The 14,276-nt window shown below is 71.0% G+C and carries 15 protein-coding genes; 5 read left to right on the forward strand and 10 right to left on the reverse strand.

Translation table 11 applies throughout. The features are described 5' to 3' along the window. Window positions 1–13: 13 nt before the first annotated feature. From AC162C_RS04965 to AC162C_RS05000, 8 genes are all read right to left on the reverse strand, one after another. A complete protein-coding gene (locus AC162C_RS04965) occupies window positions 14–1,462 on the reverse strand; it encodes an ammonium transporter (RefSeq protein WP_484096583.1) in 1,449 nt (482 codons plus the stop codon). An 855-nt stretch (window positions 1,463–2,317) separates the two neighbouring features. Further along, a complete protein-coding gene (locus AC162C_RS04970; RefSeq protein WP_462972724.1) occupies window positions 2,318–2,779 on the reverse strand; it encodes a hypothetical protein in 462 nt (153 codons plus the stop codon). Between the two features lie 13 nt (window positions 2,780–2,792). Next, window positions 2,793–4,238: an FMN-binding glutamate synthase family protein gene (locus tag AC162C_RS04975; protein WP_484096584.1), complete on the reverse strand. Its 1,446-nt coding sequence runs from the start codon at window positions 4,236–4,238 to the stop codon at window positions 2,793–2,795. Then, window positions 4,238–5,026 (reverse strand): GltB/FmdC/FwdC-like GXGXG domain-containing protein, encoded by a 789-nt coding sequence (locus AC162C_RS04980; RefSeq protein ID WP_462972726.1) that lies wholly within the window; start codon window positions 5,024–5,026, stop codon window positions 4,238–4,240. Before AC162C_RS04980 ends, AC162C_RS04975 begins: the two co-directional genes overlap by 1 nt. Next, complete coding sequence (locus AC162C_RS04985; protein ID WP_484096585.1) at window positions 5,014–5,949, reverse strand: class II glutamine amidotransferase domain-containing protein; 936 nt, start codon at window positions 5,947–5,949, stop codon at window positions 5,014–5,016. The genes AC162C_RS04980 and AC162C_RS04985 overlap by 13 nt, the downstream gene beginning before the upstream one ends. A gap of 155 nt (window positions 5,950–6,104) precedes the next feature. Further along, the gene (locus AC162C_RS04990) at window positions 6,105–7,502 is read right to left on the reverse strand and encodes a glutamine synthetase family protein (protein WP_484096586.1); all 1,398 of its coding nucleotides are present in this window, start codon (window positions 7,500–7,502) and stop codon (window positions 6,105–6,107) included. A gap of 145 nt (window positions 7,503–7,647) precedes the next feature. Beyond that, window positions 7,648–8,640, reverse strand: a complete 993-nt coding sequence (locus AC162C_RS04995) for an alpha-ketoacid dehydrogenase subunit beta (RefSeq protein ID WP_484096587.1) — start codon at window positions 8,638–8,640, stop codon at window positions 7,648–7,650. After that, window positions 8,637–9,707 (reverse strand): thiamine pyrophosphate-dependent enzyme, encoded by a 1,071-nt coding sequence (locus tag AC162C_RS05000; RefSeq protein ID WP_484096588.1) that lies wholly within the window; start codon window positions 9,705–9,707, stop codon window positions 8,637–8,639. The genes AC162C_RS04995 and AC162C_RS05000 overlap by 4 nt, the downstream gene beginning before the upstream one ends. Window positions 9,708–9,771: 64 nt before the next feature. Between AC162C_RS05000 and AC162C_RS05005 the strand changes: the two genes are divergently transcribed. Then, on the forward strand, window positions 9,772–10,521 hold the full coding sequence (locus AC162C_RS05005; RefSeq protein WP_462972731.1) for a FadR/GntR family transcriptional regulator: 750 nt from the start codon (window positions 9,772–9,774) through the stop codon (window positions 10,519–10,521). Here the strand turns inward: AC162C_RS05005 and AC162C_RS05010 are convergent. Continuing rightward, window positions 10,505–11,371, reverse strand: coding sequence for a diacylglycerol/lipid kinase family protein (locus AC162C_RS05010; RefSeq protein WP_484096589.1), 867 nt, complete (start codon window positions 11,369–11,371; stop codon window positions 10,505–10,507). The two genes, AC162C_RS05005 and AC162C_RS05010, sit on opposite strands and share 17 nt — an antisense overlap. A gap of 75 nt (window positions 11,372–11,446) precedes the next feature. Between AC162C_RS05010 and AC162C_RS05015 the strand changes: the two genes are divergently transcribed. Next, the gene (locus AC162C_RS05015; RefSeq protein ID WP_484096590.1) at window positions 11,447–11,662 is read left to right on the forward strand and encodes a hypothetical protein; all 216 of its coding nucleotides are present in this window, start codon (window positions 11,447–11,449) and stop codon (window positions 11,660–11,662) included. 43 nt (window positions 11,663–11,705) lie between these two features. Here the strand turns inward: AC162C_RS05015 and AC162C_RS05020 are convergent, their stop codons facing one another. After that, complete coding sequence (locus AC162C_RS05020; protein WP_484096591.1) at window positions 11,706–12,281, reverse strand: TetR/AcrR family transcriptional regulator; 576 nt, start codon at window positions 12,279–12,281, stop codon at window positions 11,706–11,708. Between the two features lie 37 nt (window positions 12,282–12,318). Here AC162C_RS05020 and paaA point away from each other — a divergent pair, with 37 nt between their 5' ends. Genes paaA through paaC form a run of 3 tightly spaced genes read left to right on the forward strand, consistent with a single transcriptional unit; the run spans window position 12,319 to window position 14,215 of the window. Continuing rightward, window positions 12,319–13,221 (forward strand): 1,2-phenylacetyl-CoA epoxidase subunit PaaA, encoded by a 903-nt coding sequence (gene paaA, locus AC162C_RS05025; RefSeq protein ID WP_484096592.1) that lies wholly within the window; start codon window positions 12,319–12,321, stop codon window positions 13,219–13,221. Further along, entirely contained in the window at window positions 13,218–13,550 is a 333-nt protein-coding gene (locus AC162C_RS05030) for a phenylacetic acid degradation protein PaaB (protein WP_484096593.1), read from the forward strand. The genes paaA and AC162C_RS05030 overlap by 4 nt, the downstream gene beginning before the upstream one ends. Continuing rightward, window positions 13,547–14,215: a 1,2-phenylacetyl-CoA epoxidase subunit PaaC gene (gene paaC / locus AC162C_RS05035; protein WP_484096594.1), complete on the forward strand. Its 669-nt coding sequence runs from the start codon at window positions 13,547–13,549 to the stop codon at window positions 14,213–14,215. Before AC162C_RS05030 ends, paaC begins: the two co-directional genes overlap by 4 nt. Window positions 14,216–14,276: the final 61 nt, after the last annotated feature.

The following is a 14,276-nucleotide window of genomic DNA, read 5'->3' on the forward strand; positions in this document are numbered from 1 at the left end:
GGCAAGCTGCGGCTTAGGTGCTCCCCGCCGGCGTCGAGCCCGGTGCGGGCTCCCCGCCCGAGGCGGGCGTCGCGACGTCCCAGTCGGGCTCGATGTCGTGCCGGATCTCCCACTCCCCGAAGTCGAGGCCGGTGACCTGCTCTTCATCGTCGAGCTTGAGCCCGGTCGTGCGCTCGAGAATCGGTGCCAGCACGAGTGCCGTCACCACGCCGAAGCCGATGGAGACCGCGGCTCCGATCGCCTGCCAGAGGACGTTGATCTCCGCGTTCTGATACGCGTAGTCGCCCTCCTCGAGCCCGAAGAAGCCGCCCTGCGCGGTTCCCCAGTCGATCAGGCCGACCATCAGCAGGCCGTACACGCCGGCTCCGATGAAGAGTGGCGTCAGCTTGTGCTCGTCCCAGTGTCGCTTCTGGCTCGCCTCGTACAAGACGTACGCGACGACCGGCGCGAAGAACGCGACGAGGAACATCTGCCACGGCGTGTAGACGTCGAATGCCGGGGCTCCCGAGACGTACCCCGCGAACGGGCCGAGCAAGAGGTAGATGTACTTCCTCGTCCGGTAGGCGATGAGCGCGCCCATGAGCGCCCCCGCCGCCCACGCAAGGCCGAGGTTGTTGAACGCGATGCCGACGCTGGTGTCGGCCATCGTCACGCTCACCCCCTGCGCCAGGTCAGGAGCACCGAAGAAGAAGAGGCAGGAGAGGATCACCATCGGCAGGCCGCTGACGATGAAGACGACTCCCAGCGTCGTCAGGCCGAGGTTGTACGAGCGGAACTGCGGGACCTTCGGATGCTGGTGGTACATGCCTGGCCGCGACCCGATCTTGCGCACGAAGATCAGCGCCATCCCGGCCGGGAACAAGTACACGAAGCCGGCACCGAAGAAGTCGTGGTAGCCGGCGTTCGTCAGCGGGCCCGTCGATCCCCACGTCAACCAACTGAGCACCGACGAGACGACGGCAGCGACAGCGCAGACGACGAAGTAGGCCATCGCCCGCATCCGCTCGGTGACGGCGAGATGGAAGAGGACGTTGACGATTCCCGCGAAGCACGCGAGGAAGAAGATGAAGATCTGCTGGTTGTTCAGGTTCGCGCCCATGCTGTTCGGGTCGACGTCCTGAGCAAGGCTGTTCGCGAAGGTGCCTCCGAGCCACCAGTCCTTGACCGCTTGCCAGTACGGGCTGTCGACCTCGAACGCGACGTAGTACTGCCAGTTCCAGATCGCGAACCCGATGAGGAAGTAGACGGCGAAGCCGATGAAGAAGCCGACCATCTTCTCGGCGGCCGACGCGAAGACGTTCACACGGCGTACGCCTCCGAGATCCACCAGGATCACCCCGGCGAGGATCAAGATCGCGCCCACGGCTCCCGACGCGTAGATGACGTTCTGGAGCAGGGAGTTCGTCGTCACCTGGTCGGGGAACGCCGGAGGCGCCTGCGCGAGCAGGCTCGTGAGGCTCATGCGCGACTCCTTTCAGTCGATGACCTGGCGAGTCCCTGCCGGGCGGCGACCCGGCGGGCCGGCGCGAGCGAAGCGCTCATATGAGCCGGTACACGCTGTCGATGCACGGGGACCCGCGACACGTGAAGTGAGTATCTGACGTGCGTCGGACTGTTTTCAACCATCTCGCGCCCTGGACCGTGACCGACGCGAGGCGTCCTGCGTCGCGTCACGTCCAGGGACAGGGGCTCGCGGAGGCACGGTGGAGCTCGGAGGCGGCGGCGAAACGGCTCGAGCACCGGCTGGCGCTCGCCGGCGGTCTCGGCCGCCGCGAGCTGGCCGAGCGCTCCATCCCGGCGAGCGCGGCGCCGGTCGTCGTCGCGTCGGCCGGGCCGCTCCGCTGCTCGTGCAGCAGCGCAGTGCACCCCCGCCGCGCTCCGATCGGGGTAGTGATGTCGCATGTGGGCGGCGACTGCGTCCTGGCCCCGGACGAGCGTCGAGGCGGAGCCGACCTCCACATGCCCTCCGGCGATCAGCTCGAGCTCGTCCGTCTGCTTCGGGCACGACCGCGATGTCGCCGACCTGGCGGAGAGCCGAACACCGCGGGCTCGAGCTCGAACAGCTCGACGGAGCGGCGAACGACGGCGTTGGTCGCCGCGGAGCGGTAGAAGTTGCGGTCGATCCCGCCAGATGCCGCTCGCGCCGGCACGGACGCGCTGCGCGTCGAGGACGAGGGCCGCGGACGGGCCCTCGCCTCCCTCCGGGAGCCGCTCGGCGAGGGACATCGCGGCCGAGAGGCCGTGCTCACCGGCGCCGACGACGACGCCGCGCGCGCGGAGCGCGGCCCGCCGTCGGGTCAGCCGGCCCGCCTCGACGTCAGTGGCCGAACGGCTTCTCCCAGCCCTCGAGGACGGGCGGCGCCCAGTCGGTGCCGACCGTCTGCGACCCCTCGACCCAGGGGCCGAGCTCCGGCTGCGGGAACTTGCAGTGGATCTCCTTGAGCTCGATCCCGTAGGAGTTGCCGGACTGCAGGTGCGCGATCAGCACCTTGCGCGCCATCTCGTCCTCTCGGCCGGCCGGGATCGGGAAGTGGATCTTCACGAAGCAGTTCGAGTACCGGTCGAACACGGCGGGGACGCCGTCCTCCTCGAGGAGGTGGATGTCCTCGAGCCAGTTCAGGTCCTCCCCGGGGGTCGCGGCGAGGAGGTCGATGTCCTCGACGAGCGACATGTCCTCCTGGTAGGGGTAGCGCTTCCCCGAGAGGAACTCCGAGTCGATCGACTGGATCTTCTCGGGCTCGGTGTAGGCGAGCGCGTGGCTGTGCGGTTGCTCGGTCATCGTCCCCTCCCCCTCACCGCTCGACGGTCCGCAGGTGCTCGACGTTCTCGTGGTGGTGGGCCTGGAGCTCGTCCTCCTCCTTCTTGGCGAGCAGCCGCTTCACCTCGGCGAGGATCTCGTTCTCGGTCACCCCGACCGTGTAGTTCGTGCCGGCGAGCGGCACTCGGGCCATCGCCGACGCGGCGGGCGTCAGCGCCGCGAGGTCCTCGGGCTCGAGCGAGTGGACGTTCGTCTTCCCGCACGCGCGCGCGAGCATCTGGAGCTCCATGGTCATCGCGGTGAGGAAGTTGTAGACCCGCTCCGAGGCCTCCTCGACGACGAGCCGCTTGCGCAGCTCCGGGTCCTGGGTGGCGACGCCGACGGGGCAGCGGCCCGTGTGGCAGTGGTAGCACTGCCCGGCCGGGACGCCCACGGTGCCCTCGTAGTCGGTGACGCCGGGGATCTCCTTGTTGCAGTTCAGCGCCATCATCGCCGAGTGCCCGATCGCCACCGCCTTCGCGCCGAGCGCGAGCGCCTTCGCGACGTCGGCCCCGTTGCGGATGCCGCCGGCGACGACGAGGTCGATCTCGTCTGCGAGGCCGACGTCCTCGAGCGCCCGCCGCGCCTCGGGGATCGCCGCCATCAGCGGGATCCCGGTCTCCTCCGTGGCGATGTGCGGGCCTGCGCCGGTGCCGCCCTCGGCGCCGTCGAGGTAGATGATGTCCGGCCCGCACTTCGCGGCCATGCGCACGTCGTCGTAGACGCGCGAGGCCCCGAGCTTGAGCTGGATCGGGATGCGGTAGTCGGTCGCCTCCCGGATCTCCTGGATCTTCAGCGACAGGTCGTCCGGCCCGAGCCAGTCGGGATGGCGCGCCGGCGACCGCTGGTCGATCCCCGCCGGGAGGGAGCGCATCTCCGCGACCTGCTCCGTCACCTTCTGCCCCATCAGGTGACCGCCGAGCCCGACCTTGCACCCCTGCCCGATGAAGAACTCACAGGCGTCGGCGAGCATCAGGTGGTGCGGGTTGAACCCGTACCGGCTCTGGATGCACTGGTAGTACCACTTCGTCGAGTGGTCGCGCTCCGGCGGGATCATCCCGCCCTCGCCCGAGCACGTCGCGGTGCCGGCCATGGAGGCGCCCTTCGCGAGCGCCATCTTCGCCTCGAGCGACAGCGCGCCGAAGCTCATCCCGGTGATGTAGATCGGGATGTCGAGCTCGATCGGGTTCTTCGCGAAGCGCGCGCCCAGCACCGTCTTCGTCACGCACTTCTCGCGGTAGCCCTCGATCACGAAGCGGGTCAGCGTGCCGGGGAGGAACACGAGCTCGTCCCAGTGCGGCATCGGCTTGAAGATCGAGAAGCCCCGCATCCGGTAGCGGCCCAGGTCGGCCTTGATGTGGATGTCGTTGATGACCTCCGGCGTGAAGATCCGACTGCGACCGAGGACGTCCTTGTTGCCGGGTGCGCCGTTGTCGGCCATCAGATCACCAGCTTCCTCTCCGCGGGCTCGAGCGAGTCGTAGTTGTACAGCTGCTTGCCGCAGACGAACTTCTGGAACTCCGGGGGGTCACCGAGCCCGTAGATCCGGAACTTCCGGTCGATCAGCTCGGTGTCCGCATCCGTCCACTCACCGGGGACGCAGTCGATGCCGAGCGACTTCACGCTGCCGGCGACGTAGATGTCGCCGTCGTACATGGAGTCGCCGAGGCCGGGTCCGACGTCACCGCAGATGATCATCCGTCCGCGCTGCATCATGAAGCCGGTCATCGACCCCGCCGAGCCGAGCACGATGATCGTGCCGCCCTTCTGGTCGATCCCGGTGCGCGCGCCGACCCGCCCCTTGACGACGAGGTCGCCGCCGCGCATCGCCGCCCCGGTGAGCGAGCCGGCGTTCCCGTCGACGACGACGACGCCGCTCATCATGTTCTCGCAGGCAGACCAGCCGACGCGCCCGGTGACGTGCACCTCGGGCCCGTCGATCAGGCCGCATGCGAAGTAGCCGAGGCTGCCGTTGAACGTGATCCGGCAGCGCGTGAGGATCCCCACCCCGAGCGAGTGGCGCGACGCGGGGTTGTCGATCACGACCTCCTTCACGCCCTCCTCGTAGACGAGGCGTCGGAGCTCGAGGTTGATCGTGCGAATCGTCAGGTCCTGCGCGTCGAAGCGCGCCGTGTCGCCGTCGATCTCGGCGATCCGGGGTGCCTCCGCCACGGGCTCGGCGAGCCCGCGTGCGTCGTACGAGATCCGCCTCTCTCCTACCGCTGCCATACCAGCACCTCCCGCTCGTACGGGTCGTACGTCTCGATCTCGTGGCCGACGAGCTGGCGGATCGCGATCTCCTCGGAGGCGAGCGCCACGAGGTCGTCGGACTCGTAGAGCACGAGCGGCTTCGCCGCGAGCTCGTCCTTCGCGACGCCGAGCTCGTCCTTCGTGACGGCGATGTACGTGAACACGCCGTCCAGCTCGTCGAGCGACTTGTGCATCGCCTCCTCGAGCGAGAGGCCGCCCGACATCTCCTGCGCGAGGTACACGGCGATGATCTCGGAGTCGCACTCCGACATGAAGCGGCGGCCGGCCCGCTCGAGGCGCCGCCGCCAGTAGAAGTAGTTCGTGAGCTGCCCGTTGTGCACGACCGCGACGTCGGAGTAGGGGTACGCCCAGTACGGATGCGCGCCCGCGATGTCGACCTCGGACTCGGTGGCCATCCGCACGTGGCCGATCGCGTGCGTGCCCTGGAACTCGTCGAGCCCGTAGGTCTCGTAGACGGACTCGGCGTCACCGAGGTCCTTGACGATCTCGAGCGAGTTCCCGAGCGAGAGCACCTCTGCCTCGGGGATGTCCTCGACGAGATCGGCGAGGAGCTTCAGGTCGCCGTCGTACTGGAAGGAGACGCGGAACGCGTACGGCGTCTCCTCCTCGACCTCGCGGAGGCGTGCGCCGAGCGTCGCGAGGCGCGACTCGACCTCGAAGCGGTGCCTGCGCAGCCGATCCTCGAACTCGAAGTCGCGCGGGGTGTTGGCGTCGGCGAGCTTGTAGCGCATCACGAGGTTCCCGTTCTCGGGTGTCGCGTACAGCGCATAGCCGGTCGAGTCCGGCCCCCGGTGCTTCATCGACTGCAGCATCCGCGTCATCTCGTCGCCGATCGGATGCGTCGAGCCGTCCCGGTAGATGATCCCTGCGATCCCGCACATGTCAGTCCTTTCTCCGCAGGGCCCGCATCCGCAGGAGCGGATGCAGCCCGCGGCGCCTGCCTTCGGCGGGCACACCCCTGGAGCGGCCGCTCACGCGGCCGGTCGTGGCATGGACACAGCCGCGAGCCCCGCTGCCTCCGGGGCACGGAGAGGTGTTAGGGAAGGACATCCAGATACTCCTCGACGTCCCAGTTGGTCACGGTCGCACAGTACCGCTCCCACTCGTCCCGCTTGTAGTGCATGAACACCGTGTACATCTCGTCGGGGAGCGCGGAGCGCACGACCTCGTCGGCCTCGAGCGCGTCGAGTGCGTCTCCGAAGGTCATCGGGATCCGGTTGACCTCCTTGCCCGCCTCCATCGCCTCGTAGATGTTGCGCTCCTCGGGCTCGCCCGGGTCGAGCTGCCGCTCGATCCCGTCCTCCATCGCCTTGATCAGGGCCGCCATCGAGAGGTACGGGTTCACGGCGGAGTCGACGGAGCGGTACTCGAAGCGGCCGGGCGCCGACACGCGCAGCGCGGTCGTCCGGTTCTGGTAGCCCCAGTCCGCGAACACGGGGGCCCAGAAGCCGGTGTCCCACAGGCGCCGGTACGAGTTCACGGTCGATGCGGTGACCGCGGTCAGCGCCCCGAGGTGCTCCATGATCCCGCCGATCGCCCACAGGCCGATCTTGCTCGGCCGCTGCGGGTCGTCCGTGTCGGGCAGGAACGCGTTCTCGTCGCCGCGCCACAGCGAGATGTTGTGATGGCAGCCGTTCGCCGAGACGCCCATGAACGGCTTCGGCATGAAGCACGGGAAGACACCGAGCTCGCGGCCGACCTGCCGGCAGACCTGGCGGAACGTGGAGAGGTTGTCGGCGGTCTGCTCGGCGCGGTCGAAGTTGAAGTTGAGCTCGATCTGCCCCGGGGCGTCCTCGTGGTCGCCCTGGATCATGTCGAGCCCGAGCGACTGCCCGTACTCGATCACCTTGTGGATGATCGGCTGGAGCTCCGAGAACTGGTCGATGTGGTAGCAGTAGGGCTTCGTCACGCCCTCGACGTCGGGCGTGCCGTCGTCCTTCAGCTTCAACCACATCATCTCCGGCTCGGTGCCGGCGCGGAGGTGGAGGCCGTGCTTCTTCTCGAACGCCTGCTGCATCCGCTTGAGGTTGCCCCTGCAGTCCGAGCTGAGGAAGGCGCCGGCCTTCGTGCGCTCCTCCCGGTTGCGGAAGAGCGTGCACCAGACGCGGGCGACCTTCGTGTCCCAGGGCAGCACCTCGAACGTCTCGGGCTCCGGGATGCCGACGAGCTCGGCGGCCTCCGGCCCGTAGCCGATGTAGTCGCCGTGCCGGTCCGTGAACAGGTTCGCCGTCGCCCCGTACACGAGCTGGAAGCCCTTCTCGGCCATCGACTCCCAGTGCGGGGCCGGGACGCCCTTCCCCATGATCCTGCCCGTGACCGACGCGAACTGGTAGTAGACGTAGGTCACGCCCTCGTGGTCGATGCGGCGTCGTACGTCCTTGACGAGCTCGTCGCGGCCGGGTGCGGAGACGAACTTCTCGAGGTCGGTCGGCACGGGCCCTCCTTGTTCCGTCGGCCGCGGGGCCGGCGGCGGTCGCTTCCATCTCGCCGTTGCCGGTTCGGCAACGACGTCCTTCGGTCCGCGGCAGCCTACCGCGCGATCGGGTGCGACGCATCACTGCCGAGCGGGTGCGCTCGGGTCAGAAGGCGAGCAGCCGGCGCACGGCCCCGACGACCCGCTCCACCGAAGGCATGTACGCGTCCTCGAGCTGCCAGTACGGGTACGGGACGTCGTAGCCGGTGACCCGGAGCACCGGCGCCTGGAGGTCGAGGATCGCGCGCTCGGCGAGGAGCGCGGCCACCTCGCTCGCGAAGCCGCACGTCCGCGGCGCCTCCTGCACGACGACGATGCGACCGGTCGCGGCCGCGACGTGAAGGAGCGCGTCCTCGTCGAGCGGCTTCAGCGTGCGCAGGTCGAGCACCCCGACCGAGGCCTCGTCGGCGAGCGCGTCCGCCGCCCGCTCGCAGAGCGGGACCATCGCGCCCCACGCGACGAGCGTCGCGTCCGTGCCGTCGCGGGCCGTGCGGGCGCGGCCGAGCGGCACGACGTGCTCGCCCTCGGGGACGGGCCCGCGGGCGGTGCGGTACACGAGCTTCGGCTCGAGCACGACGACCGGGTCGGGATCCCGGATCGCTGCCGCGAGCAGGCCCTTGGCGTCGGCGGGCGTCGACGGCACCGCGACCTTCACGCCGGGCGTGTGCACGTAGTACGTCTCCGGGGAGTCGTCGTGGAGCTCCGGCGCCCGGACGCCTCCGCCGTAGGGCATGCGGATCGTGATCGGGAACTCCATCGCCCCCCGCGTCCGCCAGTGGTAGCGGCCGACGTGGGTGATCAGCTGGTCGAGCGAGGGGTACGAGAACGCGTCGTACTGCATCTCGCACACCGGGCGCCATCCCGTCATGCAGAGCCCTACCGCGGTGCCGAGGATGCCGGCCTCGGAGAGCGGCGTGTCGACGCACCGGCTCGGCCCGAACCGGTCGAGGAGGCCGGCCGTCGCCCGGAAGACACCGCCCGCACGTCCGACGTCCTCGCCCATCACGAGCACGGTCGGGTCGCGCTCGAGCTCGACGTGGAGCGCCTCGTTCACCGCCTCGACGAGCAGGAGGTCACGGGTGGCGACAGCGGTGCTCATGCGCCTCCCCGGACACGGCGCAGCTCGTCGAGGTCGCGCGCGAGGGCCGGCGGGGGCTCCGCGTAGGCGGTGTCGAAGACGAGCGACACGTCGCCCGGCTCCTCGGCCTCGGCCGCCCCGATGCCCTCGCGCAGCAGCCCGAGGGCCTCGGCGCGCGTGGACTCGGCGCGCTCGTCGGTGAGCAGCCCGGCGCGCCGCAGGTACCGCTCGAAACGCCCCAGGCACTCGTCCCGACGTGCTTCCTCGACGCGCGCCGGGTCGATGTAGGCCTCTGGGTGGTCGGCCGTCCCGTGCGGTGCGGCGCGGTAGCTCACCGCCTCGACGAAGGTCGGCCCCTCGCCCCGACGCGCCCGTGCGACCGCGTCGCCGACCGCCTCGCGCACTGCGAGCACGTCGGTGCCGTCGACGCGGACGCCCGGCATCCCGTAGCCGACGGCCTTGTCGACCAGCGCGGTGGCGGCCGTCTGGGCGGAGAGGGGCGTCGAGAGCGCCCACTGGTTGTTGTTGCAGAGCAGGACGAGCGGGGCCTGCATCACGGCGGCGAAGTTCGCGCCCTCGTGGAACGCCCCTTCGGAGGTCGCGCCGTCCCCGAAGACCGCGAGGGCGACGGTGTCCTCGCCGCGGAGCGCCGCGCCCCACGCAGCGCCCGCGGCATGCGGGACGTGCGTGGCGATCGGGACGCAGATCGACGCGACCCGCCACCGCTGCGGGTCCCACCACCCGGACGGATGGCCACGCCACCACTGGAGCACCGTGGCGGCCGGCATCCCGCGCAGCAGGCCGATCGCCGACTCGCGATAGCTCGGGAAGATCCAGTCACGCTCGCGGAGCGCATGCACGGCGCCCGCCTGGAGCGCCTCGTGGCCCCAGAACATCGCGTAGGTCCCGATGCGGCCCTGCCGGTGGTAGACGACGGAGCGCTCGTCGTACGTGCGCAGGAGCACGAGCGAGCGGTGGATCGCGAGCAGGTCGTCGCCCGTGAGCCCGTCGACCGTCCGGTCACCGGCGCCGTCCGCGTCGCCGATCACGCGGAGCAGCGAGTGGTCGGAGGACGGCAAGACAGGCACGGACCTTTAGTGAAACAGCGTTTCTCTTTTGCTGTCAAGCCGGAACGGTGCCAGACTTGGGTCGATGGAGACGACACAGCGCGAGTTCGCGGTCGAGCCGATCAGGGCGACGCGGACGTTCGAGGCGGCGACGGAGCACCTGACGGAGGCGATCGAGCGCGCGGGCCTCAGGCGCGGCGACCGCCTCCCGAGCGAGGGCGACCTCGCCGTCGCCCTCGGCATCTCCAAGCCGACGCTCCGGCAGGCGCTCCGCGTCCTCGAGATGTCCGGCCTCCTCGTGGTGCGCCGTGGGAAGGGCGGCGGGATCGTGGTCACGAGCGACCTCGTCCCGGCGGTGGCGATCTCGAGCCGCGTCGCGCTCGAGGAGAGCGCGGCGATCGACACGCTCCGGGCCAGGCGCATCCTTGAGCGCGCGGTCGTGCTGGAGGCGGTCGAGACGGCGAGCGCGGCCGACTACGGGGAGCTCGAGCACACGGTGGAGCTGCTCGAGGGGCACCTCGGCGACCGTGGGAGCGTGATGCGCGCGGATGCGATGTTCCACCGCGCGCTCGTGCGCGCCTGCCACAACGCCACGGTCCAGGCTGCGATGCGCGGGGTCGCCCGCGGCCTCGCCCCGCTCCGTGACGCGTACACGGGCGGCCTCTCGTCGGACGAGGCGACGCTCGACGTCCACCGCCGGCAGCTCGAGGCGATGCGGCGCCGCGACCTCGCCGAGCTCGATCGTGTGCTCGACGAGCACTTCCGCATGCTCGAGGACGCCTTCGCCGCAGCGATCGGGCGCGACGCCGAGGAGCTCGTCAGACGAGGACGCTGAGCGCGTCGCGCTCCGCCTCGAGCACCACGCCGTCGACGTCGCCCAGGTCCTCGCCGTCGACCTGGAGGGGCATCGACGCGTCGCACCGGACGACCAGCCGGTCGACGTCGTGGGCGACAACGATCCCGGGCCCCGCTGTGCCACGGAGCGCACGGGCAGCGATCCGCGGCAGCGTCCACGGCGTCACACGCTCCGGCGCGAACAGGTCGAGCCCGCCCTCGAACGATGCGCGGCCGGCGACACGAAGCCCGAGCGGGCCGACGTACGTGTACGGGGAGCAGTTCGCGACGAACGCGAACGCGGCGCGCCCGTGGCCCTCGATCGTCAACACCGGCTCGAACCGGCCGCCACGACCGAGGAGGATCGCGGCCGCCGCCCGCACGAACGCGCGGTCGCCGGGCCGCCGCCCCTCTGGAGAGCGCCCCATCCTGTCGACGGCGCGAACGAGCTCCGCGTCGAGCCCGATGCCGGCGCTGAAGCCGAAGCGGCGGCCGTTCACCCGGCCGAGCCCGATCCGACGGGTGCGGCCGACGGCGAGCCGGCCGGCGGCGGCCACCGGGTCGCGCGGGAGGCCGAGCGCACGCGGGAGCACGCTCGTGCCGCCTCCGGGGAGGAAGCCGACGACCGACGCGCCGCGCACGCCGTTCAGCACCTCGTTGAAGGTGCCGTCGCCCCCGAGGGCGACGATCGCCTCGACCGTCCCGTCGAGGCGTCCCGCCAGCTCGGTCGCCTCGCCCGGTGTCGTCGTGCGGAGCGTCTCGAGCGGCGTCGGCAGCCGCTCCTCCACGCGCGCGATCGTCTCCTCGGAGACCCTCGAGGCCATCGGGTTGACGACGAGCGCCCAGGTCACGTCGGCACGGTGTCGGAGTCGGCGTCGGCTCTCACGACGGCTACCGTAGCCGCGCCGCCCGCGTACGATCGCGGGATGGACGACAGGGTGCCCGCACACGACCCCGAGCGCGTCGTCGCGCTGCGGCGGACCGCCCTGCTCCGGGCGGGGTACACCGAGGAGCAGGCGGACACGCTCGCGCGGAGGACCGAGGTCGACCTCCACGCCGCGCTCGCCCCGCGGCGGCAAGGGCTCCCGCCCGACGTCGCGTTCGAGCTCGTGCTCGGGGGTGGAGGGCGCACCGTCTTCTGACACGGCAGGACGATGCCCGCCGGGTGCACCCTCACCGGCGGGGCTACCCCGGAGTGGCGAAGCCGCGCACGCCGTCGACGAGGATCGAGAGGAAGCGGTCGGCGAGCGCCGCCGTGTCCGTCTCCGGCCGCAGCCAGGTGTACGCCCAGTTGGCCGACGAGAGCACGAGCAGCGCCGCCGCGTCTGCGTCGAGGTCCTGGCGCAGCTCGCCGCGCTCGACGCCCTCCCGGAACATCGTCCGCCACCGCTCCTCGTAGCGTCGCCGCTGCTCGCGGACCTCGGCGAGGGCGTCGCCCTCGAGGAAGCGCCACTCGCGCGTGAACACGGTGGCGACGTCGAGCTGGCCGGCGACGACGCGGAGGTGCGCCCGGAGCGCGGCGCCGATGCGCTCGAGGGCCGGGGCGTCCTCGGGCACGCCGTCGAGCGCGGCGTGGAACGCGCTCGCCCCCTCGCGCATCGCCTCGACGAGCAGGGCCTGCTTCGAGGAGGTCAGCGAGTACAGCGACCCCTTCTGCACGCCCATCGCCGCCGCGATGTCGCCCATCGAGGTGCCGTGGTACCCGCGCTCCGCGAACAGGCGCGCCGCCGTGCGAACGAGCTCCTCGCGTCTCGCGCTCACGGGTACGATGCTACCGACCGTTCGGAAGGGAGACGTGGTGACGGGCACGCGCGAGCAGGAGTTCCTCGAGTACGTGCAGACGGGAGGCCAGGTCGAGGCGCACGACTGGATGCCCGACGAGTACCGGCGGCGGCTGATCAAGTTCGTGGAGATGCACGCCAACTCCGAACTGATGGGCGTCCTGCCGGAGCGCGACTGGATCCTGCGCGCCCCCACGCTGCAGCGGAAGCTCGCCCTGACGGCGAAGATCCAGGACGAGGTCGGCCACGCGCAACTGCTCTACCGCGTCGTCGAGGACCTCGGCAAGCCGCGCGACGCCTGCCTCGACGACCTCCTCGCCGGGCGGGCGAAGTTCCACAACGTCTTCCACTACCCGACGCGGACGTGGGGCGACGTCGGCGTGATCGCCTGGCTCGTCGACGCGGCGGCGATCATCTCGCAGAAGGCGCTCCTCAAGTGCTCGTACGGGCCGTACGCGCGGATCATGAAGCGGATCTGCTGGGAGGAGTCCTTCCACGTCCTCCACGGCCGCGACGTCGTGCTCGCGATGGTGAACGGCACCGAGGCGCAGCGCGCGCTCGTCCAGGAGGCCCTCGACCGCTGGTGGGAGCCGCTGATGATGTTCCACGGCACGCCGATCCCCGCCGACGAGGACCCGATGGTGCGGTTCCGGATCAAGAGCCAGGCGAACGAGGACGCCCGCCAGCAGTTCCTCGAGGGCTACGTCCCCCAGGTGTGGGAGCTCGGCCTGACCCTGCCCGACCCGATGCTGCGACGCGGCGGCGACGGCGTCTGGGAGTACACGGAGCCGGACTGGGAGACGCTGATCGCGGTCGTCTCCGGGCACGGCCCCGCCTCCGAGGAGCGGCTCGCGTTCCGCCGCCTCTCGCGCGCCGAGGTCGACTGGGTCTCCCGCGTCGTGCTCGCGGAGGCCGCGTGAGCGGCGACGGCCTCGCCGCCGACGACCCGCTCGCCGCGGGGTCGGGTGGGGACACGATCTACGAGGTCTTCCGCCAGGAGCGGAAGGGCCAGCCGTTCCAGCACGCCGGGTCGTTCCATGCGCCCGACGCGCGCTTCGCCGACACGTACGCACGACAGTTCTACGCACGCCGCCACGAGTCGACGGCGCTCTGGGTGGTGCCGCGCAGTGCGATCGTCGAGATCGAGGACTTCGTCGACGAGTTCGACTCCAGCTACCGCCGGGTCGACGGGTACTCGCTGCGGGCCCGCCTCCGGGAGGCGCGGGAACGGGCGGCGGGGTCGGCGTGAGTCGACGGAGCGACCTGCTGCTGGAGCTGGCCGACGACGAGCTGATCCTCGGCTGGCGCGACTCGGAGTGGACGGGGATCGCACCGTTCCTCGAGGAGGACGTCGCGTTCTCGTCGATCGCGCAGAACGAGATCGGCCACGCGCGGGCGCTGTACGAGCTCGCCGCCGTCGAGCTCGGCACGACGGCCGACGAGCTCGCCTTCGACCGCGCACCGGCGGACTACCGCTGTGCGCCGCTCGTCGAGCTGCGCCGGCTCGAGTGGGCGCGCACGATCGCCCGGCACTGGCTGTACGAGACGGCGGACGCGATCCGCCTCGAGTCCCTCAGGGCGTCCGGCGACCGCGAGCTCGCGGGACTGGCGGCGAAGCTCGACCGCGAGGAGCTCTACCACCGCATGCACGCGGAGATGTGGATCGACCGGCTGCTCGCGGTCGAGGAGGGACGGCAGAAGCTCGACGACGCGCTCGAGGAGCTCTGGCCCTACGCGCTCGGGGTGCTCGACGACGAGCTGCGCCCGGAGCTCGTGCACCGCGTGGAGGAGCGTCTCGGCCGTCCGATGCCGGCGGTGGAGCCGGTGCGCCGCGGCGACCACGTGGCCGAGCTCGGCGAGCTGCTCGACGAGATGACGAGCGTGCGCCGCTCCGCACCGGGTGCGCAGTGGTGAGCGCCGGCGTCGACGACCGCGCACGCGACGATCGACGTTTCGGGCGAGCCCGGCCGGGGCG

This window comes from Gaiella sp., assembly GCF_057140465.1.

What these genes read in the sequence shown, in the direction of transcription:
- AC162C_RS04965 (WP_484096583.1), bottom strand. Translation starts at nt 1,462, where the DNA reads ATGAGCCTCACGAGCCTGCTCGCGCAGGCGCCTCCGGCGTTCCCCGAC.
- AC162C_RS04970 (WP_462972724.1), bottom strand. Translation starts at nt 2,779, where the DNA reads ATGACCGAGCAACCGCACAGCCACGCGCTCGCCTACACCGAGCCCGAG.
- AC162C_RS04975 (WP_484096584.1), bottom strand. Translation starts at nt 4,238, where the DNA reads ATGGCCGACAACGGCGCACCCGGCAACAAGGACGTCCTCGGTCGCAGT.
- AC162C_RS04980 (WP_462972726.1), bottom strand. Translation starts at nt 5,026, where the DNA reads ATGGCAGCGGTAGGAGAGAGGCGGATCTCGTACGACGCACGCGGGCTC.
- AC162C_RS04985 (WP_484096585.1), bottom strand. Translation starts at nt 5,949, where the DNA reads ATGTGCGGGATCGCAGGGATCATCTACCGGGACGGCTCGACGCATCCG.
- AC162C_RS04995 (WP_484096587.1), bottom strand. Translation starts at nt 8,640, where the DNA reads ATGAGCACCGCTGTCGCCACCCGTGACCTCCTGCTCGTCGAGGCGGTG.
- AC162C_RS05005 (WP_462972731.1), top strand. Translation starts at nt 9,772, where the DNA reads ATGGAGACGACACAGCGCGAGTTCGCGGTCGAGCCGATCAGGGCGACG.
- AC162C_RS05015 (WP_484096590.1), top strand. Translation starts at nt 11,447, where the DNA reads ATGGACGACAGGGTGCCCGCACACGACCCCGAGCGCGTCGTCGCGCTG.